This window comes from Chloroflexota bacterium (assembly GCA_016235055.1).
In the GTDB taxonomy this organism is placed as follows: Bacteria; Chloroflexota; Anaerolineae; order JACRMK01; family JACRMK01; genus JACRMK01.
In genome coordinates, this window is the sequence record JACRMK010000095.1 from 51772 (window position 1) to 71975 (window position 20204).

The window sequence follows — 20204 nt, forward strand, 5'->3', positions numbered from 1 at the left end:
CCGCAACCAGCCGGTCTCCCCGTGGATAACCGATGCGGCGGGCGGCTTACGGGTAGATGCCGCGCGCCATGTACGCGTCCACCACGCGCTTGACGCCGATCATCTGCGCCGCGGTGCGCAGGTCGGTCTGGTTCTTTTCTTGCGTGGCGTACACTTCGTGCAGGGCGCGCTCGATGATCGTCTCCATGCGCTTGGTGATCTCCGCATAGTCCCAGAAGAAGTTCTGCAGATCCTGCACCCACTCAAAGTACGAGGCGACGACGCTCGCCGAGTTGCACAGGATGTCGGGAATCACGATCGTGCCGTTGGCCGCCACGATCTCGTCGGCCTCGGGGGTCGTCGGGCCGTTGGCGCCTTCCGCGACGAATCGCGCGCGCACTCGCGGCGCGTTCTCGCGGGTGATCTGCATCTCGAATGCCGCCGGCACCAGCACGTCGCACTTCAGTTCGAGCAACTCCCCGTTGGTGATCGTGTCGCTGCCGGGGAAGCCCGCCACGCGGCCCGTGCGGTCTTTGTGCGCGATCAGTTTCTCGAGATCCAGGCCGTTCGGGTTGTACGCGGCGTCCTGCGAGTCGCTCATAGCGACAATTCTCATGTTGGCGTTGGCCAGCGCGCGCGCCGACGCCCGCCCCACGTCGCCGATGCCCTGCACGGCCACGGTCGCGCCGAATATGGCGGCATTGTTTCGCTTCATCGTCTCGGTCACACAGATGCGCATGCCGATGCCAGTCGCGTCTTTGCCGCCTTCCGAGCCGCCGATCTCCACCGGCTTGCCGGTCACGACGGCGGGCGATGAATAGCCTTTGTGCATGGAGTAGGTGTCCATGATCCAGGCCATCACCTGCGAATTCGTGCCGTTGTCGGTCGTCGGGATGTCGCCTTCGGGGCTCATCAGGATTTCCATCTCGGTGGCGTAGCGGCGCGTCAGGCGTTCGAGTTCCGCCTGCGAGAGGTGGTCCGGGTCGCAGTCCACGCCGCCGGCCGCGCCGCCGAACGGGATATTGACGACGGCCGTCTTCCACGTCATCCACATCGCCAGCGCGCGCACCTCGTCGATCGTGACGTCGGGATGGTAGCGCAGGCCGCCGTGGGAGGGCCCGAGGATCGTGCTGTGGTGCACGCGATGGCCGCCGAAGATCCGGGTGCTTCCATTGTCCATCCGCACCGGGTAATTAATGGAAAACTCGCGCTTGGGCAGGCGCAGGACGCGATAGATGCCCTCGGACAGGTTCAGCTTCGTCGCGGCTCGCTCGAACTGCGCCAGCGCCATCTCATGCAGGTTCATAGGTTCTAAGTCTCCTCGAGGAGTATTTGCTTTTCGAGTCGCCGCGCGGCATGTTTGGCCGCGCGGGTCGTTCACGAGCGCCGGGCTTCCAGCGCCTCTTTCATCAGATCGCCAAGGGTTTGCGGATTGCCTTTGCCCTTCGTCGCCTTCATCGCCTGCCCGATCAGGAACTTGATGATCGCCTCTTTGCCCGCCAGGTAATCCGCGACCGGCTTCGGGTTTTCGTCGAGCACCCGGGCAATGATACCCTGTAACTGCCCCGTGTCGCTAATCTGAGCGAGGCCCTGCGCCTGCACGATCGCCGCAGGCGCTTCGCCGCTGGCCAGCATGCGGTCGAACACCTGTTTGGCCAGTGTGCTGGACAGCGTGCCGTTGGCGGCCAGCGCCGTCAACTCGGCGAGGTGTACCGGCGTGAGCTTGACGTTATCGATGCTCGCGCCCGCCTCGTTCAGCGCGCGGAACAGCTCGCCGAGCACCCAGTTGGCGACGCCCTTAGGCTGGCCGCCCGCTGCGACGGCCTGCTCGAAGTACGCGGCCACGGCGCGGTCGCGCGCCAGCAGATCGGCGTCGCTCGCCGGCAGGCCAAAGCCGCGCTCGAAGCGCAAGCGCTTGGCCTCCGGCAGTTCGGGCAGTCCGGCGCGCACCGTCTCGATCCAGTCCGGTGCAATCACCAGCGGGGGCAGGTCCGGCTCCGGGAAGTAGCGGTAGTCGTGCGCGTGCTCTTTGTCGCGCTGCGGCACCGTCACGCCGCGCGCCTCGTCCCAGCCCATCGTCTGCTGAATGACCGGCTCGCCGCGTTCGTACAGCGCCGACTGCCGCGCGATCTCGTACTCGGTGGCGCGCACCAGCGCGCGGAACGAGTTGAGGTTCTTGACCTCGGTGCGCGTGTTCAACTCGGACGTGCCGGTGTGGCGCACGGAGATGTTCGCCTCGAAACGGATCACGCCCTTTTCCATGTCGCCGCTGTTGACGCCAAGGTAGCGCAGGATCGCGCGCAGCCCCTCGGCAACCAGCCGCGCCTCTTCGACCGAGCGCAAATCCGGCTCGGAGACGATCTCCAGCAGCGGCACGCCTGCGCGGTTGAGATCGACCAGGCTCGCATCGCCCACATGCGTCAGCTTGCCGGTGTCCTCTTCGAGGTGCACGCGCCGCACGCGGATCCGCCGGGTACCGGCCGGTGTCTCGATATCGAGGTAGCCGCCGGTCGCCAGCGGCAGGTCGTACTGCGAGATCTGGTAGCCTTTCGGCAGATCGGGGTAGAAATAGTTCTTGCGCGCGAAGACGCTCAACGGCTGGACCGTGCAGTGCAGCGCCAGCCCCGTCATCATGCCGAACTCGACCGCGCGCCGGTTGACGACCGGCAGGACACCCGGCATCGCCGTGCAGACCGGGCAGGTGACGGTGTTCGGCTCCGCCTGCGTCGAATCCACGACGGCGCAGCCGCAGAACATCTTGGAGCGTGTCGCCAGTTCGGCGTGTACCTCCAGGCCGATGACGGGTTCGAAAACGCTATTGCTCATTTTTGCTCATAACAGTCCGAGAAACTGCTCGACATCCAGCCGCGCCTGCTTGAGAATGTGGGCGAGCGTTGATCGCTTGATCGGTTTGTGTGCGGGCACGGTGATCTTTAGCACTTCGTTACCCACGTGCTTTTGCATCCGGATGTGGCTACCCCGTTGTCGTACCACTGTCCAGCCGCCTCGCTGCAACGCGTGAATGACTTGCGTATATGGCAGGCTGGGCGCCTTGCTCACAACTCGATCTCCTGGACGAGCGTCTTGTCGTCTTTGACCCAGTCGTCATCCACCGGCTCAAGGTACAGCTTGATGGCCTCGCGGATGTTGCGCATGGCTTCCCGGCGCGTGTCGCCTTCGCTGATGCAGCCGGGGAGCGAGGGCACAAAGACGGTATACCCGCCTTCGTCGCTCGGTTCCAGAACGACTTTGAGCCGCATCTTTACCTCCGATTCTTCTTCACGAACGATTCGATCCGGTCGAGCGCTTCCTCGATGTTGGTCGGCGAAGTGGTGAAGCGGCGCCACCGTTCTTCAGTGCGTGTTGGGATTCTCGGCAGCCAGCCCTTCTTGTACCGCAGCCGTCACTAAGTCCGCATCAGCGGACAGGAACGTCAGGGATGCCGCCACGCCGCGTCGCAGTACCCGTTCAACTTCCAGCGCGGACGCCAGTTGCACGGCATCGTACCCGCGCAGCCGATGACGTTGAGTGAGTTCGACCGCCCGATCGATGATGGCTCGCTGAACCGGCAGTAACTGGTATGCACTGGCGGCATCGCCTATCAGCAATCCCAGGCTGTCCCGGCATTCGTCTGCGGTGATACGCATATTGCGTTGTGCTGCCGCGAATGCGGCGGCCACTTCAGCCAGCGCGATTTCCGACAGAATAATCGTGTTGCCTCGACTGGCGCAGATGGTGCGCATCCACGGGCTGCCCGTTTCCGCCACATAGCGTTTGACGATTGCGCTGCTATCGGTGAAATAGTCTGTCACGATTTCGGGCCCCGGCCCGCGATGATCGTCTCACTCAACGGCGGTGTTATCGAAATCCGTTGAATCCGCTCACGCAACAACTCGACTTCTTCCTGCGTTCGCGGCTTGACGTACCGTTGTATCAGTTCGGAGCTAACCTCGCTCGACAGACCGGCCGCCTTCAAGGCCGCACGGACGCGTTCGTGGTGCGTACTGGGCGTCGAAGCAGATTCTTCATCCAGTTGTTTTTCAACAGCCTCGATCACCCATGTCTCAGGGGGCTTGCCCTCGGCGCTTGCGCGCTGCTCAACTTGGCGCATGAGCGCGTCGGGAATTCGCACGTTCAGGCTCACTTTGCCACCTCCGCTATCCTCCATTATGTCCGACGGTTCTTCTTCACGAACGTCTCGATCCGGTCAAGCGCCTCCTCGATGTTGGCCGGCGAATTGGCGTACGCCGCGCGCACGAAGCCTGCGCCGCACGCGCCGAAGGCGTCGCCCGGGATCACCGCGACCCGCCCTTCCATCAGCAGGCGGTCACAGAACTCCGAGGAGGTCAGGCCGGTCGACCGGATGTCCGGGAAGGCGTAGAATGCGCCGCGCGGCTCGAAAGTCGGCAGGCCGATCTGATTCAGGCCGCGCACGATCAGTTGCCGCCGCTGGTCGTACTCGTCGACCATCTGCTTGACGGACGGCTCGCCGCTCTTCAGCGCCTCGATTGCCGCGACCTGCCCGGTCGTCGGCGCCGACATGATGATGTACTGGTGCACCTTGCGCAGTGCGCCGATCAACTCAACCGGCGCGCACGCGTACCCGATGCGCCAGCCGGTCATTGCATACGCCTTGGAGAAGCCGCCAAGCAGGATCGTCCGCTCGCGCATACCCGGCAACGACGCAAAGCAGGTGTGCTCGACGCCGTATACCAGCCGGTCGTAGATCTCGTCGGACAGCACGATCAGGTCGTGCTTCTCGGCCAGTGCCGCGATCTCCAGCAGGCGTTGGCGTGGCATAACCGCGCCGGTCGGGTTGTTCGGGTAGCCGAGCAGGATGGCGCGGGTGCGCGGCGTGATCTTCGCCTCGATCTGCGCCGCCGTCACCTCGAAATTGTCCTCGACGCGCGTCTCGACGACCACCGCCACGCCGCCGGCGAAGACGACGCTCGGCTTGTACGCCACGAAGCACGGCTCCGGCACGATCACCTCGTCGCCGGGGTCGATCAGCGACTGCATCGCGAGGTGCAGCGCCTCGGACACGCCGACGGTGATCAACAACTCGTCGGCGCTGTAGCGCACGCCGTACATGGCGTGCAGGTGGTCGGCCAGCCGCGTGCGCAGTTCTTCGATGCCGGAATTGGACGTGTAGTGCGTGTCGCCGCCGCCCAGCGAGTTGATGCCCGCGCGCGTGATCGCCTGCGGCGTCACGAAGTCCGGCTCGCCGATGCCGAGCGAAATGACATCCTTCATCGTCGCGGCGATATCGAAGAAGCGGCGGATACCCGACGGCGGGACGCTGGTCACGCGCCGGGAGAGACGATAGTTGACCATGCGATGCTCCCTATGCGTTCAAACTGTACGACGAGTCCACGTCGGAGCGATCGCCGACGATCAACCGGTCGAACGTGCCTTTGATGCGCGCCTCGTTGCCGATCAGCGAGGCGGCCAGCGAGGCTTCGTCGATCTGCGCGCCCTGGTTGATGATCGAGTCCTGCACGAGCGAGTGGCTGATGGCTGCGCCGTCGGCGATGCTGACGAACGGGCCAATGCGCGAGTCTGTGACGACGGCGTTCTCGCCGATGCAGACGTGCGGGCCGACGATGCTGTTGACGATTTTGGCCGACGGCGCGACGCTCACCGGCGGGATGATCAGCCCACCCGCGACCTCGTTGCCATCCTGCACCAGTTTCTGCAGGAGGAAGCGGTTCGTCTCCAGCAGGCTTGCTATTGTGCCGCAGTCGTACCAGTTGGCCAGCAGGCGCGTCGACAACTTCGCGCCGTGGTCGATCATGATCTGGAACGCGTCGGCCAGGAAGTACTCGTTCTTCAACTGGACGTGGAGCGCGATCTGCTCGTCGATGGCGGCGAACAGTTCGGCGCTGTGCTTGACGTAGTACACGCCGCCGACCGCCTGGTTGGAGACGAACTCCTTCGGCTTCTCGACAAAGCGCGAGATGTACGGGCCGGTCAGCTTCACGACGCCGAAGCGACGCGGGTCTTCCACTTCCTTCGTGTAGATCACGCCGTCGTGGTCGATCTGGTCGAGTGCGCTCAGGTCGGCCTCGATGACGGTGTCGCCGAAGATGATCAGCACGTCACGAGTGACGATATGCCGCGTCAGGGCGATGGCCGGCGACTGCCCGTTTAACTCTTCCTGCCGCACGAAGTGCGCGCGGTACTGCGGGAACGTCTCGCGCACGTACTTCTCGATCTGCTCGCCCAGGTAGCCGACGATGAAGACGATGTCGTCGATCACTAAGCCCTGCAGCGAGTCGAGCACGTGCCCGAGCACGGTCTTGCCGGCGACCTGCACCAGCGGCTTCGGGGTCGTGTAGGTCAGCGGGCGTAAACGGCTGCCTAGCCCAGCCAGCGGAATGATAATTTGCATGGTGGTATAGCGCCCGGACTTGCGGACCTGGCGCTATTTTGCTCCTGCGATCAGAATCACATACTCGCCCTTGAACGGCTGGCGGCGGAACTGCTCCGCAATGCTGCCGAGCGTGCCGCGCATCACCTGTTCGCCGGGCATCGTCAAATTACAGGCGACGACGGCGGGTCGCACCGCGCCGATGATCTCCAGCAGGTCGCCCAGCACGGCGGCCAGCCGGTACGGCGCGTCCAGCAGGACGATCGTCATGCGCTCACCCGCCAGCGCCTGGATCGCTTCGCGCCGCGCCTCGCGCTTGGCCGGCAGCATGCCGGCGTAGCGGAACTGGTCCATAGGAAGGCCACTGACGACCAGCGCCGCCAGCAGCGACGACGCGCCCGGCACGGCGGTCACCCGCGCGCCGGCGCGCCAGGCCGCTTCCACCAGCGCGCGGCCCGGATCGTGCAGCAGCGGCGTGCCGGCGTCCGAAACTAGCGCCAGCGTCCGCCCGGCCTTCAGTTCCGCGGTCAGTTCGGCGCTGCGCTCCCGCTCGTTGTGCTCGTTCAAATCGGTCAGTTCGCCGCTGAGGCCGTACCGCTTCAGCAGGCGCTCGCCGTTGGCTATCTCCTCGCACACGACCAGGTCGGCCGCGCGCAGCGTGCTCAACGCCCGCGCGCTAATGTCGTCCGCGTTGCCGATCGGCGTCGAGACGATGAATAGCGTGCCGGGCGCGTCGGGCATAGCGGCTTACAGCGCCGGCTTGCGCCGGTGCCAGGTTGTCGCCTGCTCGTAGGCGTGCGCCACGCGCAGCACCGTCGCCTCGTCGAGCGCGCGCCCGATGATCTGCAAGCCCACCGGCAGGCCGCCCGCGAAGCCGCACGGCACCGTCGCGCCGCACAGCCCGGCCAGGTTCAGCGCCAGCGTGAAGATGTCGGCCAGGTACATTGCGAGCGGGTTGTCCGACTTCTCGCCGATCTTGAATGCCGTGGTCGGCGTCGTCGGGCAGACCAGCACGTCGAACGTCGACAGCGCGCGGTCGAAATCCTGCTTGATCAGCGTCCGCATCTGCTGGGCGCGCAGGTAGTACGCGTCATAGTAACCGGCCGAGAGCGCGTACGTGCCGAGCATGATCCGCCGCTTGACTTCCGGACCGAAGCCCTCGGCGCGCGTCTGCAAGTACTGGTCCATCAGGTCGCTTGCGCTGGCATGACGGTAGCCGTAGCGCACGCCGTCGTAACGCGCCAGGTTGGCCGACGCCTCGGCGGGCGCCAGCAAATAGTACGTGGGCAGGGCGTAATCGCTATGCGGCAGCGAGGCGCGCTGTGCTGCCGCGCCCAGCCCGCCCATGATCTCGATCGCCTGGCGCACCGCGTTCTCAACGCCCGGCTGGATGCCGGCGATGAAATACTCGTCGGGCACGCCGATGCGCACGCCGTCGAGCATCGGTTCCAGCCCGGCGGCGTAGTCCGGCACCGGCGCGGGCAGCGATGTCGCATCACGCGGGTCGTGCCCAGCGATCGCCTGCAGGACGAGCGCCAGGTCGCTGACGCACTTGCCGAACGGCCCGATCTGGTCGAGCGACGAGGCGAACGCGATCAGCCCGTAGCGCGAGACGCGGCCGTAGGTCGGCTTCAGGCCGGCCACGCCGCACAGCGCCGCCGGCTGGCGGATGCTGCCGCCGGTATCGGAGCCGAGCGCGGCGAACGCCAGGTCGGCCGCGACGGCCGCCGCGCTGCCGCCCGACGAGCCGCCCGGCACGCGCGCCACGTCCCACGGGTTGCGGGTCGTGAAGTAGGCCGAGTTCTCGGTCGACGAGCCCATCGCGAACTCGTCGGTGTTCGTCTTGCCGAGCATGACCGCGCCCGCCGCATCCAGTTTTTCGACCACGGTCGCGTTGTACGGCGGCACGAACGTCTCCAGCATGCGCGAGCCGGCCGTGGTGCGCACGTCGCGCGTGCAGATGACGTCTTTCACGGCGATCGGCACGCCGAGCAGGGGCGCATCTTCGCCCTGCGCGCGCCGCGCATCGGCCGCCGCGGCCTGCGCCAGCGCCCGCTCCGGCGTGACGGTCAGGTACGCCTTGATCTGCGGGTCGACCGCCTCGATGCGCGCCAGCACGGCGCGCGTCAGTTCGACCGACGAGACGGACTTGCGGCGCAACAGATCGGAAGCGTCGGACAGCGTGAGGGCAGTCAGGCTCATGAACAGTGGTGGTATGTGACGGGAGGTCAGCGCGGCGAGACAAAAAAGGAAGAGGCCGCCGGCATCCTCTCCCATTGCAGCGCCGCTACCCGGCGCGGTTTATTCGAGCACCGGCGGCACGCGATAACAGCCGTCCGCGGCCTGCGGAGCATTGGCCATGATCGCGTCTCGGGCGGGCGACGGGACCGCTTCGTCCGCGCGCAGCACGCTCTGCAGGGCCTGCACCCGCGCCGACGGCGAAATGCCGGATAAGTCGACTGCCTGCAGGCGGTCAGCGTACGTCAGTATGTCAGACAATTGAGCGCCGAAACGCTCGACTTCGCTCTCGCTCAGGCCGAGCCGTGCCAGTTCGGCAATATGCAATACCTCGTCTCGACTCAATTTCACGAGTATATTATAACATTATTGCACAGCGCCGACTACCGCCGGAACTGCCGTAGGGTGCATTCCAGATCTGGGGCAGAACAACTACGCCACCACACCGGCGCCAGCATCGTCACTCCCGCGAAGGCGGGAGTCCAGGGGCAACACCGCTGGATGCGGGCGCGTGGCCATGCGCCCCTACGCGGGCATGACGACTTGGTCGCCCAATAGCCGCCCCAGAAGTGAAAGACACCCACCGCCGTATGGGGGTAATTGCGTGCGCCGCTGACGGCAATGCGAAATTCTGGTTTGAGCCGTTGGTGATGCTCGTCACGTTTTACAATCTACCGAGCAAGGATCTCATACTGATTCAATTTGACGGTGTCCTAGCTTGTCATGCTGAGATGGTCCATACCGGCGGCGGTATGCGAGGCGCCAGAAACTTGTACGCTGGGATTCCAATCCGTCATGCCGGCGAAAGCCGGCATCCAGCGGTGTTGACCCTGGGCCCCGGCTTTCGCCGGGGCGACAACCTGCGACGGTTTATCGCCGGACTTGGCGAAGTTACTGAGCAGCGCGAACGCAAGGCCATTGTCCAACAACCCACCACGCGCGCGAAGCATCTGGGTTGAAACACACGAGTGCAATACCCTATGTTTTGACTGCTTTGCAGTAGCATGATATCCGTGCTATCATGCTTCTTGTGATACAGTCGTTCCGCGATGCCGGGACTGAGGATGTGTTTAACGGTCGCAATACTCGCGCAGCCCGTCGAGCCTGCCCAACCGCGCTGTTGAAGATCGCCGCTCGCAAGCTCGATCTAATGGACGCCGCGGCCACGCTGGAGGACTTGCGCGTACCACCGGCTAATCGACTCGAGGCGTTGTCCGGCAACCGCCGGGGCCAGCACGGCATTCGACTAAACGATCAGTATCGTATCTGTTTCACCTGGACGCCCACCGGGCCTGCCCAGGTCGAAATCGTTGACTACCATTAGGAGACGGCATGGTTCGTATTCCGACTCATCGACCGCCGACCCATCCCGGAGAGGTGTTGCTCGAGGAATTCCTGATTCCCATGAGCCTGACCCAGCGCGATCTGGCTCGGGCGATTCGCGTGCCGTACCAGCGCATCAACGAAATCGTCAATGGCCGCCGAGGGTTGACGCCCAGCACGGCACTGCGGCTCGCCAGGTTCTTTGGCACCAGCGCCGATTTTTGGATGAACATGCAGTTGCGCCTCGACCTGTATGCAGTTCGGCAACACGAAACAAGCACCTTGCGCATGATCAAGCCGTTTGTAGCGTCTGCCGAACCCTTGAGCGCGCCTCGATAGACCGTGCCATTGCCTGGCGCATACCACTGGATGCTGGCGCAGGGAGATTACCTCTCCGTTTGTATTGACAAAGCATCGCCGCCAGTAACTCCACTGCCCGCTCGATTTCGAGTGGGCCGTTTTCGTATTTTATCGACGGTTGCGCCTCGTGCCTGCTCGCGCACGCTTTCAGCGCGCGAAGGCGGTTTCCGCCTTCACGAATGGTAACTGTTCAGGCGTCATTGCGAGGAGCGTCGTTTGCGACGAAGCAATCTCCCTGCAACGCTCTCACCTAACAAGGGTGGAGATTGCTTCGCAAAAACCGCTGCTCATGACGTTCGCGGTATTCCTTGTAGGGGCACACCTCGCGGGTGCCCGGTGCCGGGTCGGGGCAAGCCCGACCCCTACCACAAATGTCATGCCGCATCGCATAGCGCGCGCGGTATGGGAATTCTCGCAATGACAAACTGGACTGAACACTTACCACGAATGTTTGAGCATAATGACGTATAATCGAACGTGCATGGAGAATACCATCGATGCTGCCTGACACCGCAGTCGCCGAGCGCATGCGGACGCTGGTCTCGCAGTGGCAGGCCAGCGCCGACCGGCGCGCGACCTTCCTCGACTGCTACCTGTTGATGACGCGCAATGTGCTCACTGCGCTGGAGCGCGGCGAGTTTCGCGATGCAGTGTGGGTGGATCGCCTGCTCAATCACTTCGCGGACTACTACTTCGCCGCGTTGGATGCGTTTGAGCGCGATGCGGCCGCGTCCCCGGCGGTCTGGCAACTGGCGCACCACGCGACGCGCAACCCGAATATCACGGCGCTGCAAAACCTGTTGCTGGGCGTCAACGCGCACATCAACTACGACCTGGTGCTGGCGACCGCCGATCTGCTGCGGCCGGAGTGGGATACGCTCAACGAGGCGCAGCGCGCCGGCCGCTATGCCGACTACGGCCACGTCAACCTTGTGATCTGTGCCACGATCGACGCCGTGCAGGACCAGGTGCTCGATCCGGCCATGCCGATCATGGCCTCGCTCGACAAGGCGTTCGGCCCGCTCGACGAGTTGCTGATCTCGCATCTGATCATGCGCTGGCGCGAGGGCGTCTGGCAGCACACGACGAACCTGTTGGCCGCCCGCGAGCCGGCCGCGCAGGCCGAAGTCGTCCGGCATGTGGAGTCCGACGCGCTCCGCCTCGGGCATCTGATCGTGCTCTGAGCGCCGCCATTCCCGGCAGAACGCGTTTCCCGTGCTCCGCTACGGGCACGTCTCGCAGTCGGGCATGTCGGGCACGGCCGCCAGCGCCGCCGGGGCGCCGGCGTGCTGCGGCGCGGCTGACTCGTTGACCTCCCAGCGGTCGCAGCGTCCGCCCCAGCGTGCCGCCACCTGCTTGTTCACCGAGACCTGCACGATCTCGCAGCGGTTCGAGCAGTGGTGGCACTCGAATGAGATCGTGCGGTAGTTGAGCGCCCCGGCGTCGAAGCCTTTGAAGCGCGTCGGCCGCCGTCCGCTGTGCACCGTCTCGTGCGCCAGTAGCGCCGCGCCGATGGCGCCCATCACCTCGTGGTGCGGCGGCACATGGATCGGCGTCTCCAGCGCGTCCTCAAATGCGCGCACCATGCCCTGGTTGTACGCCACGCCGCCCTGAAACACGACCCGCTCACAGATCTCCTTGCCAAGGCCGACGTTGTTCAGGTAGTTGCGCGCCATCGCCTGGCAGAGGCCGTAGAGGATATCCTCGACCCGGTGGCCCATCTGCTGTTTGTGAATCATGTCCGACTCGGCGAAGACGGTGCAGCGCCCCGCGATGCGCACCGGCGTGCGCGACTGCAGCGCCAGCGGCCCCACCTCCTCGATCTTCATGTTCAAGCGCGCGGCTTGCTGGTCGAGGAACGCGCCGGTGCCCGCCGCGCAGACCGTGTTCATGCCGAAGTCCACCGCCACGCCGTCGCGCAGGACGATGATCTTGGAGTCCTGCCCGCCGATCTCGATGATCGTCTGCACGCCGGGCACGTAATGCGAGGTCGCCACGGCGTGCGCGGTGATCTCGTTCTTGATCACGTCCGCGCCGACGACGACCGCGGCCAGGTAGCGGCCGCTGCCGGTCGTGCCGACGCCCGCCACGTCGACCGGGCGGTTGGCCAGCCGTGTGCGGATCTCGCGCAAGCCCTGCTGCACGACCTCGATCGGCTTGCCGCGTGTGCGCAAATAGAGCGACTCCAGCACGTTGTCGTCTGGGTCGAGCGCGACGACCTTGGTCGTTACCGAGCCGACATCGACACCCAGGTAGATTCTCATGGCATCCTCCTCGCGTTGGCGCCTGGCGTGGCCAGTGCGCAGCGGCTCATGTCGGCGCGGCGCGCGCCGCCACCGCACTGTACGGTCACCGGACAGCCGGCGCAGACGTCCTCGCCGACCGCCGTGCGCCGGGGCAGTTCCGCAGTTGGCGCCGCCCGCTCCGACCCGGCCGCCATCTCGCGCCGGCGGCGCAGCAGATCGACGAACGCCTCCAGCCGCGTGCGCATGCCCGCGCGGCCCGACTGGTCGTCGAAGATGAACGGCATGACCGGGATGTTGTGCTCGCGGCTGACCTTCGGCAGGATGTTGAGCGCGGTGATCTCCGGCTCGCAGGTGAACGGCAGCAGTTCCACCATGCCGTCGAAGCCGCGTTCCGCGCAGAGCACCGTCTCGCCGATCGAGACCCAGCCCTCGCCGGAGACGTTCCAGCGCAGGTACGGTTTGGCGGCGCGTGCGATCTCCGGCTGGTGCGGGAAGCCGAGCGCCTCGAGGATCAGCGACGCCTTGCCCCACCGGCTCAGCATCAGCGTGCGCTCGACGTCGGCGCCCAGTCGCCCCAACTCGCGCTCGACATCCAGATTGAAAAACGGGTCGAGCACGGCGAAGATTTCTCCTATGACGCCGATCTTCACGGGCCGCGCGTCCGGGTTCAGCGGCACGGCTGCGAGCCCAGCCAGTATGTCGGCCTTCGTGCGCTTGAGCGCGTCGTGGCTGGTCGCGCCGTCCAGGCGGATGAGCGCCTCGGTCCACTGCTTGTCGGCCGCGCCGGGGGTGAGCTCGCGCGGACGGGTGTGCTGCACGCGCCGCTCGACCGCGTCCACGGCGTTCAGTTTGGCGAGCGCCAATGCGATCTGCCGCACGACGTCGGGCGTGGATATACCCGGCGCGAACTGGCGCAGGAACTTCGGCATGGCGAACACGCCGCCTGCGAACAACTCCGAGAAGCTCATCAGGCGGAACGTGTAGCCCATGTCGTGCAGGGCATCGTTGAGCAACTGCCGGTAGCTGCTGTTGCGGCATAGGTCGATGCCGTCCACATAGATCAGCGTGTTCGCGCCCGCTTCCAGCATCTCGATCATGTTGCCGAGGATCTGGCGGTACACGGTGCAGATGAACTCTGGCGACGACTTCGCGCCGAGTGTGACGGTGCGCTTGCTGACCGGCGGCCCGAGCTCCACCTGCGCGCCGATGCCACGGAACATCGACTTGAGCGGAACATACGACGTGCCCATCGTCGGGAAACCGATCACCGGTGTGTTGTGGTGGTGCAGAATGGTCGGCGGCTTGACGGTGCGCGCGGCAACCGGCTCGATTGTCCCCGCGGTCGCGGCGTCTTTGCGATTCTGCTTCTGCCGCGTTAGCATGTCCACGAACGCTTCGAGCCGCGTGACCATGCCGGTCGCGCTGCCATGCTCGTCGAGCACGAGCGTGAGGCAGGAACGCCGCGCGGCGTGCGCCCGGCGGTTGATCGTCTCGACCATCGTCGAATCCGGCCCGCAGGCGAACGCGACGGCGGCGATCAGGCCGTCCACGTTCGATTCGTACAGGTAGTAGCCCGCCGCGCCCGACATAAGCTCGTCGAAGAACCAGAGCGTCTGGCCGGTCGTGCGCGCAATGCCGAGTCGGGCATCGGCCGGCGATACCATTTCGCCCGTGCGGATGTGGATGCCGAGGTCGGAGAGTCGTTTGATCAGGTTGTGATTAACGTAGTCGTCGTACAGGCAGTACGGGTGGCCGACGAGGCCGATGGTGAGCGGGGCGTCCGTGTTCGGGGCGCGCTCGCTCTGGACCATCTCCGCGCCGTACAGGCGCGCCAAGGCCTCGGGGAAAGTGATCTGCTCACGCGCCAGCATGGCCCGGAAACGGAGATCCGCCTCGCGCGCCCGTTCCCAGGCGCGCTGCACCTTCAGCGGGTTCCAGGTGAAGCGCATGCCCATCCTGCGAAACGCGCCCTCGGTCGTGAGCTTGCGGTTTTGCGGGTCGATCTCGATATCGATCAGCGGCGGGCAGTCGGGCACCGTCGCCTTCATGATGTCGGGCAGGCCCTTGAACTTGGCGCAGTGGAATGCGTCCGGCTGCATGCTCCAGATGGCGGGCACGAAGACGAAATCGGCGCGGCCGTCGTCGCGCAGCCACGAGACGTGCCCCGCATAGACTTTGACCGGCAGGCAGGTCACGTCCGCGACGACCCGGGCGCCCGCGGTCACAATCTCGCGGTTGGTGGGAGGCGAGAGGAGTGTCTCGACGCCAAGTTCGTCGAAGAACGTATGCCAGAGCGGGTAATGCTGGTAGAACTGCAAAGCGCGGGGGATGCCAACTCGCACACTCATTCGCGTCTCCTCCTCCGGGCGACCGCGCCAAGCCGCGCATGGTCACCGTGTCCATTGATCAAACGTCGTCAACGTGCTGGAGACATCTAACAGTCAAACGACTGCCAGTGGTAGCATTCCGGCCGCCAAAAGACGCCATGTCTGGTGGTGCGACGGCCGGTGAGGGGCAGAGCAAGTACGTTGAGGCCCAGTATGAGGTTTCGGGAGGAGTCCGTCAAGGGACAAATGCCACGGCCGCCAGACCAATGTCTGCCACTTTGGGGCGGCCGATGACCGCGCAAACGCTGCCGGCTGCCCAAACGGGTAGTTTATGCCATCGTACTGCCAGATTGGCACGAAAAAAGCGGTGGGCTTTGCCATGACGTGCTTCGAGAACAGTTCGGAAGACAGGGTCGCGACATATGAAAGGCGGCGGGTCAATAAACCCTCCGCTTGTACGGATGCCGCGATTCTGCTGAGGCGGGTCACAGATCCGCTTGCAGGACAGATCAGAGACCGGTCCCTTGTGAAATACACCCGTTACGCTGGCATCTGTTCCCGGCGTGGGGGTCAATCAATTGGGAACGGGCTGCGACCGGCTTCGCGCTGCGCCTCGTGTACCACCGCCACCGCGAGACAGGCCGGGCATACGGCATGCGCCCATGCCCCGTAGGTTTCGGCGACCGTGGCCGGCGCATGTTTCCCCGTTTGAGCGCGCCGCCGGTGAATGATGAACCAGCCGAGCGCGCCGCCGGCCAGTACGGCCACCAGCAGCGCGACGAGCAAGGGCGTCGAGTTGCCGGCAAGAGCGAGCAGCAATCCGCCGGCGAAACCGAGCACGAAATGCCACGCAAGGAAGAACGCGCTGCCGGCGATCAGCCCCGGCACAAACACACGCGGCGCAAGGCGCGCCAGTCCGGAGGCCGGCACGGTCGCGATGCGCACGCCAGGCGTTGTCAACCCGAGCGCGACTGCCGCTATGCCGCCGCGCCGGATGCTCTCCATCATCTTGTCGAGCCGCGCAGCCGGCAGGCCGATGTGCGGCCCGACGCGGTAGATGAACTGGCGCGCCGGGCCGCGCACGAGCGCATACTGCACGATGCCGCCAATCACCATCGGCAAAAGAATCACGAGGAACACGAGCGCAACCGACTCTTTGCCCTGCGCCGCGCGCGCCGCCCCGCCGAGGATGATCAAATCGGAGGGCACGGGCACGGGTACGCCGATCTCCTTCAGGAGCATGATCGCAAACACGGCGGGCAAGCCGTACATGTCGAGCGCCTGCGAGAGCGTGGCAGCGAGGTCCATACGATTGCCTCTCCCCGTGAAATTATGCGCCAGAGTGCCAGCATATTGTACCGCACAAACAAAAACCCCGAAGACGCCTGCCTCCGGGGCTTGCTGTCACGGTAATCCGGCGTTCATTCAATTGAACGCCCCTACTCTATGCTCTGTTCACCGTTCACGGTTGACCGTTAACTGGCTTTTCACTCCACGCTGACGCTGTAATTCTCGCCCTCCCAGTCGTTCGCGCCCGGCCAGTAGAAGGTGAACGTCACCGTTGCGCCGGCGGGCAGTTGCTCGGTCGGCAGATCGAGGTAGTGCGCGCCGAGTGTCGAATCCTGCGTGTCGGCGTCGTGCGTGGTCTGCCAGTTGTCGGTGCTCCAGCGCACCCGCGCCGGTTCGGTGGCGACGATGCGCAGCGTCTTGCCCTGCGCCATGCGCCGCGCTTTCAGGTTGAACGACCAGAGTGCGTGCGGCGAGCCGGTGTGATCACGCGCGTAGCGCTGCGCAGCGGCGGGCGGCGTGTCGAAGATGCGGCCATCGCGCAGCGAGCGGCGCAGCTTGATGTACTCGGCGTGCGCCCAGACCAGCGGCATCGCCGATCCGGAGGGATGACCGAAGGTTAGCTCTTTCTCCGGGATATCGGGCGAATCCCATATCTGCTCCGGGATCATGCCGCCGTCGCCCGCGAACGCCTCGACGGCGTGCAGCAGTGCCAGCGCGGAGTCGCGCCGGCCCGCGGACAGTTCGTAGTGCGCGCGCTCGGCGGTCAGCAGCGGCCAGGCGCGGCCCACACCGGTGCCGTCAAACGGCGAGCCGTCGGCGTGCTCGCCGTAGCCGTCGTCATTGTAACGGTGCCACGATGGCCCGTTCGGCGTCTCCACTTTAAGAAGGTAGTCGAGCACGCGCACGGTGTTCACGATGCGCGGGTCGCCGGGCGCGCGCAGGCCGAAGCGCACCAGCGCCAGCGCGTCAGGGCTGACGAGGCTGGCGGCCGCTTCATCGCTCTCACCCGGCGGCCGGTTCTTGATCGGCACGAAGCCCATGGAGGGCGATGCTGCATCGGCCACGTCGGGCGGCGCGATGCGCACGTAGTAGCCGTCCACGCCGGCCGCGCGCGCCAGGTCGGTGTCGCTGGCGTAGATCCAGCGCTCGATGCTCGCGTTCCATACATCGGCCGTCTCGCGCAGGAACTGCGCGGCGCGCCCCTCGCCGTTGGCATCGGCGAAGTCGGCGGCGGCCAGCAGCCCGGCGATCTCGGCGGCCAGCGTGAACGGCGAGTAGCCGGGGTCTTCCTCCCAGCGGTCCTCCTGCGTCACCGGCCCGTTGGCGACGAGGTAACTCGCCGCGCGGCGCACCATCGGCCAGTACTCGGCGAGCTCGCCATCCTCCAGCGTGCTCTCGCGGCGCAGCAGATCGAGCAGGAGGATCGGCAGGGCGGTCTCGTCCATCTGCACGCCGCCCCAGTATGGCGTGCCGTCCAGCCACATGTTCTGCGACCAGTGGCCGTCGGCCTCCTGCGTGATGTGCAGGAACTGCGCCACGCGCCGCGCGTCGTCGCGCGCGCCGGCCGCCAGCAGGCCGCCGGCCGTCTCGACCAGATCGCGCGGCCAGACCAGGTGGTAGCCGCCGAGGTCGTCGTCGCCCTGCGCGAAGCCCCAGGGAATCGACAGGCTGGCGATCATGCCGCCCGGGAAGTTGGCCGCCTCGTGCGTGCGCAGCACGGCGGCGCTCGTGCGGTAGAGATCGCGCTCGCCCGGCAGCGCCGGCGTGGGCGGCACGATGGCGCTCTGCCATTGCTGCCACTCCGCAACGTACGCGTCGCGCGCCGCGCTGAAGCCGTCGACCAGACTAGCCAGCGCGCGGTGTCCCGCCTCGGCGGCGCTCTGCCCGAAGGCGAGCGCCAGCACGAACTCGCCGCCGCAGGCGCGCAGATCGATCTCGCCGGTCAGCGCGACGTTGCCGTTCTCCGCGCGCGGGTACGCCCACTGCATCTGCTTGTGCGCGTGGACGTCCTGCCAGCCGTCGGAGACGCCCGCGAAGCCGGCCGAGCGCTTGAGCCATGGTGCGGAACAGGCCAGCGCCAGCGCGTAGTCGTCGTCGCGCGTGGCGAACAGCATCGGCGTGCCCTTGTAGTCGCCGACCCAGGCGGTGTTGCCCGCGCCGAAGTTGCCGAGGTGCGGCGCGAGCAGCGCATAGAGATGGTAGTCGTCCAGCGCGCCGGCCAGCGGCGTGAAGCGCGTCCACTGCAAAACGGCGTCGCGCAGCGGGTCGGCCACGATCTGCTTCTCGATCCGGTAGCGGCCCTGCTTGCAGCTGTTCACCAGCCGGTACGCGGGCACGCCGTCGGCCAGCGTGCTGACTTCGGACATGGCGTCGCGCTTCTCCTCGGAGAAGAAGTCGCGGCCGTCACTGACGAGCAGGCCGAGGTCGCGCGTGCAGGCGGTGTCCACGCGCGGGAAGTAGACCTCGTCGAGGATGCCGTGGCTCAGCGTGAACCAGACGCGGCTGGCATCGCTGAGCGAGGTGCCGACGCCGCTCTTGGCGCTCGATGTCCAGCGCGGCGCGATGCCGGGCGCATTCTGTGTGTCGCTCATGCGCTCGCACCACCTTCGGGCGCCCACTCGATGACGCACTTGATCTCGTCGGTTGGGTGCTGGGCCAGCGCCGTCGCGGCGTCGGTGTAGGCGTGCCGGTGGCTGATCAGCTTCGCGACGTGATCGCCCCAGCGCAGGCGCGCCGTGCCGAGGTCGTCCACCGCCATCTGGTAGTGGTCGCGCGCGGCGTTGACGCTGCCGATCATCACCTGGTTCTCGAGCACGAGCTGGCGCATCAGTTCCGCGCCGTGGATTTCGACCGGGCGATTGCCGCCGGGGATGCCGGTCAGGACATAGACGCCATCCTGCGCCAGCGCGTCGAGCAGGTTGAACTCCAGCGCGGCGACGCCGGTCGCCTCGAAAATCAGTTCCATCTCCCCGACCGTGTCATCGACCTGGTCAGCCGGCACCTGCCGCCCGTCGATGTACCGGCCACCGATCGTCTTCAGCCACTGCGGGCGCGCGCTGCTCTCGTCCACGATGTCGAGCCCGTAGACCTCCGCGCCGCGCAGGCGCAGGATCAGCGCGGCCAGCAGGCCAATCGGGCCGAGCCCGGCGACGAGGCAGCGCCGCTCGAACAGCCAGTTCGGCGTGGCAGGCGCGTCGGGCAGGCGCGCGACCTGCACACGTACTGCCTCGTCAATCGCCTTCTCCGCGACCGAGAGCGGCTCGGTCAGCACGCCGACGGCCGCCAGTTCGGGCGGCACGCGCACGGCATATTGTTCCTTGTCCACGGCGTACTCGGCCTGGTAGCCGTCGAGGCCCCAGATGCCGCGCTCGCGGTACTTGCCGCTGCTGCACATGTCGGAGCGGTTCATGCCGCAGGCGACGCACTGGCCGCAGCCGCGCCGCACGGTGAAGACGGCGTAGTCGCCGAGCTTGACGCGCGTGACGTTCGAGCCGACGCCGACGACCTGGCCCATCATCTCATGCCCGATAACCAGATCGGCCTGGCCGTCCGGCACGAGCAAGCGTCCGCCGGCCGCTTCCTCGCGGTCCGTGCCGCAAATACCGACGCGCACAACGCGCAGCTTGACTTCGTCCGGCGCGTTGATGGCCGGTTCCAGCCGTTCCACCAGGCGCATGTCCGGCGTGCCGGGTACGACTGCGATTGCTTTCATGTGGCCCTCCCTGGGCGTGCATAGAATGGTTAGCATATATAACTAATCTAGCACGCCTTCAGGTTTTGGCCAATCGCGGGGGAGGATTTGCAGGGCTGGTTTTTCAGCGCGGGATGAGAGGCGACGGTAGGATGGACAGGTGCGGCGACGAGCGAGGGGGGAGGGCAAAGGCAGCGCGTTCACGATCGACTTGCCGATGTAGCGCGGCGGGATAGAATTCTCGTACTTGTTTACCGGGTAGTCGTCGTGAGCATGCAACCCGTTCTACTCAGTTTGGGCGTAAATCGCATGAGCGCCCTGCACGCTTGCGCGGGATGGCGCCCCGGGCGAACTCGCTTGTACCCATCAGCCCCACCCCC

General features: G+C 65.9%; 20 protein-coding genes. 4 read left to right on the top strand and 16 right to left on the bottom strand.

From position 1 onward, the window contains the following. Positions 1–46: 46 nt before the first annotated feature. The 11 genes from HZB53_21885 to gatC form a co-directional block, all read right to left on the bottom strand. Complete coding sequence (locus HZB53_21885) at positions 47–1285, bottom strand: Glu/Leu/Phe/Val dehydrogenase (GenBank protein MBI5880310.1); 1239 nt, start codon at positions 1283–1285, stop codon at positions 47–49. Positions 1286–1356: 71 nt separating this feature from the next. After that, positions 1357–2805: an Asp-tRNA(Asn)/Glu-tRNA(Gln) amidotransferase subunit GatB gene (gene gatB / locus HZB53_21890; GenBank protein ID MBI5880311.1), complete on the bottom strand. Its 1449-nt coding sequence runs from the start codon at positions 2803–2805 to the stop codon at positions 1357–1359. Between the two features lie 6 nt (positions 2806–2811). After that, positions 2812–3039, bottom strand: a complete 228-nt coding sequence (locus HZB53_21895) for a type II toxin-antitoxin system HicA family toxin (GenBank protein MBI5880312.1) — start codon at positions 3037–3039, stop codon at positions 2812–2814. Continuing rightward, positions 3036–3239, bottom strand: a complete 204-nt coding sequence (locus HZB53_21900) for a type II toxin-antitoxin system HicB family antitoxin (GenBank protein MBI5880313.1) — start codon at positions 3237–3239, stop codon at positions 3036–3038. Before HZB53_21900 ends, HZB53_21895 begins: the two co-directional genes overlap by 4 nt. A gap of 93 nt (positions 3240–3332) precedes the next feature. Then, a complete protein-coding gene (locus HZB53_21905) occupies positions 3333–3791 on the bottom strand; it encodes a type II toxin-antitoxin system VapC family toxin (protein MBI5880314.1) in 459 nt (152 codons plus the stop codon). Continuing rightward, positions 3788–4123: a hypothetical protein gene (locus HZB53_21910; protein MBI5880315.1), complete on the bottom strand. Its 336-nt coding sequence runs from the start codon at positions 4121–4123 to the stop codon at positions 3788–3790. The genes HZB53_21905 and HZB53_21910 overlap by 4 nt, the downstream gene beginning before the upstream one ends. Positions 4124–4146: 23 nt before the next feature. Next, on the bottom strand, positions 4147–5313 hold the full coding sequence (locus HZB53_21915) for an aminotransferase class I/II-fold pyridoxal phosphate-dependent enzyme (protein MBI5880316.1): 1167 nt from the start codon (positions 5311–5313) through the stop codon (positions 4147–4149). A 10-nt stretch (positions 5314–5323) separates the two neighbouring features. Further along, complete coding sequence (locus tag HZB53_21920; protein ID MBI5880317.1) at positions 5324–6370, bottom strand: NTP transferase domain-containing protein; 1047 nt, start codon at positions 6368–6370, stop codon at positions 5324–5326. 33 nt (positions 6371–6403) lie between these two features. Beyond that, a complete protein-coding gene (gene rsmI, locus HZB53_21925) occupies positions 6404–7090 on the bottom strand; it encodes a 16S rRNA (cytidine(1402)-2'-O)-methyltransferase (GenBank protein MBI5880318.1) in 687 nt (228 codons plus the stop codon). A gap of 6 nt (positions 7091–7096) precedes the next feature. Continuing rightward, on the bottom strand, positions 7097–8551 hold the full coding sequence (gene gatA / locus HZB53_21930) for an Asp-tRNA(Asn)/Glu-tRNA(Gln) amidotransferase subunit GatA (protein ID MBI5880319.1): 1455 nt from the start codon (positions 8549–8551) through the stop codon (positions 7097–7099). A gap of 99 nt (positions 8552–8650) precedes the next feature. Next, positions 8651–8938, bottom strand: a complete 288-nt coding sequence (gatC, locus tag HZB53_21935; protein ID MBI5880320.1) for an Asp-tRNA(Asn)/Glu-tRNA(Gln) amidotransferase subunit GatC — start codon at positions 8936–8938, stop codon at positions 8651–8653. A 218-nt stretch (positions 8939–9156) separates the two neighbouring features. Between gatC and HZB53_21940 the strand changes: the two genes are divergently transcribed. The 4 genes from HZB53_21940 to HZB53_21955 all read left to right on the top strand — a co-directional run bounded on the left by HZB53_21940 (position 9157) and on the right by HZB53_21955 (position 11454). Further along, entirely contained in the window at positions 9157–9546 is a 390-nt protein-coding gene (locus HZB53_21940) for a hypothetical protein (GenBank protein ID MBI5880321.1), read from the top strand. Between the two features lie 71 nt (positions 9547–9617). Further along, positions 9618–9911, top strand: a complete 294-nt coding sequence (locus tag HZB53_21945; GenBank protein ID MBI5880322.1) for a type II toxin-antitoxin system RelE/ParE family toxin — start codon at positions 9618–9620, stop codon at positions 9909–9911. An 8-nt stretch (positions 9912–9919) separates the two neighbouring features. After that, positions 9920–10249 (top strand): HigA family addiction module antidote protein, encoded by a 330-nt coding sequence (locus HZB53_21950; protein ID MBI5880323.1) that lies wholly within the window; start codon positions 9920–9922, stop codon positions 10247–10249. 518 nt (positions 10250–10767) lie between these two features. Then, positions 10768–11454, top strand: coding sequence for a hypothetical protein (locus HZB53_21955; GenBank protein MBI5880324.1), 687 nt, complete (start codon positions 10768–10770; stop codon positions 11452–11454). Positions 11455–11493: 39 nt separating this feature from the next. Here HZB53_21955 and HZB53_21960 read toward each other — a convergent pair whose 3' ends face one another. From HZB53_21960 to HZB53_21980, 5 genes are all read right to left on the bottom strand, one after another. Next, a complete protein-coding gene (locus HZB53_21960; protein ID MBI5880325.1) occupies positions 11494–12534 on the bottom strand; it encodes a 2-hydroxyglutaryl-CoA dehydratase in 1041 nt (346 codons plus the stop codon). Then, positions 12531–14864 carry a hypothetical protein gene (locus tag HZB53_21965; GenBank protein ID MBI5880326.1) on the bottom strand — a complete coding sequence of 778 codons (2334 nt, stop codon included), beginning with the start codon at positions 14862–14864 and terminating at the stop codon, positions 12531–12533. Before HZB53_21965 ends, HZB53_21960 begins: the two co-directional genes overlap by 4 nt. Positions 14865–15413: 549 nt before the next feature. Beyond that, positions 15414–16151 (bottom strand): hypothetical protein, encoded by a 738-nt coding sequence (locus tag HZB53_21970; GenBank protein ID MBI5880327.1) that lies wholly within the window; start codon positions 16149–16151, stop codon positions 15414–15416. A 179-nt stretch (positions 16152–16330) separates the two neighbouring features. Continuing rightward, the gene (locus HZB53_21975; GenBank protein ID MBI5880328.1) at positions 16331–18724 is read right to left on the bottom strand and encodes a glucan 1,4-alpha-glucosidase; all 2394 of its coding nucleotides are present in this window, start codon (positions 18722–18724) and stop codon (positions 16331–16333) included. Continuing rightward, on the bottom strand, positions 18721–19845 hold the full coding sequence (locus HZB53_21980) for a glucose 1-dehydrogenase (protein MBI5880329.1): 1125 nt from the start codon (positions 19843–19845) through the stop codon (positions 18721–18723). The genes HZB53_21975 and HZB53_21980 overlap by 4 nt, the downstream gene beginning before the upstream one ends. Between the last annotated feature and the right edge of the window lie 359 nt (positions 19846–20204).

Excerpts from the sequence above, each read along its gene's own strand:
- HZB53_21975 (MBI5880328.1), bottom strand. The coding sequence starts at position 18,724 with ATGAGCGACACACAGAATGCGCCCGGCATCGCGCCGCGCTGGACATCG.
- HZB53_21950 (MBI5880323.1), top strand. The coding sequence starts at position 9,920 with ATGGTTCGTATTCCGACTCATCGACCGCCGACCCATCCCGGAGAGGTG.
- HZB53_21955 (MBI5880324.1), top strand. The coding sequence starts at position 10,768 with ATGCTGCCTGACACCGCAGTCGCCGAGCGCATGCGGACGCTGGTCTCG.
- rsmI (MBI5880318.1), bottom strand. The coding sequence starts at position 7,090 with ATGCCCGACGCGCCCGGCACGCTATTCATCGTCTCGACGCCGATCGGC.
- gatB (MBI5880311.1), bottom strand. The coding sequence starts at position 2,805 with ATGAGCAATAGCGTTTTCGAACCCGTCATCGGCCTGGAGGTACACGCC.
- gatA (MBI5880319.1), bottom strand. The coding sequence starts at position 8,551 with ATGAGCCTGACTGCCCTCACGCTGTCCGACGCTTCCGATCTGTTGCGC.
- HZB53_21980 (MBI5880329.1), bottom strand. The coding sequence starts at position 19,845 with ATGAAAGCAATCGCAGTCGTACCCGGCACGCCGGACATGCGCCTGGTG.
- HZB53_21885 (MBI5880310.1), bottom strand. The coding sequence starts at position 1,285 with ATGAACCTGCATGAGATGGCGCTGGCGCAGTTCGAGCGAGCCGCGACG.
- HZB53_21915 (MBI5880316.1), bottom strand. The coding sequence starts at position 5,313 with ATGGTCAACTATCGTCTCTCCCGGCGCGTGACCAGCGTCCCGCCGTCG.
- HZB53_21970 (MBI5880327.1), bottom strand. The coding sequence starts at position 16,151 with ATGGACCTCGCTGCCACGCTCTCGCAGGCGCTCGACATGTACGGCTTG.
- HZB53_21900 (MBI5880313.1), bottom strand. The coding sequence starts at position 3,239 with ATGCGGCTCAAAGTCGTTCTGGAACCGAGCGACGAAGGCGGGTATACC.
- HZB53_21965 (MBI5880326.1), bottom strand. The coding sequence starts at position 14,864 with ATGAGTGTGCGAGTTGGCATCCCCCGCGCTTTGCAGTTCTACCAGCAT.
- HZB53_21920 (MBI5880317.1), bottom strand. The coding sequence starts at position 6,370 with ATGCAAATTATCATTCCGCTGGCTGGGCTAGGCAGCCGTTTACGCCCG.
- HZB53_21960 (MBI5880325.1), bottom strand. The coding sequence starts at position 12,534 with ATGAGAATCTACCTGGGTGTCGATGTCGGCTCGGTAACGACCAAGGTC.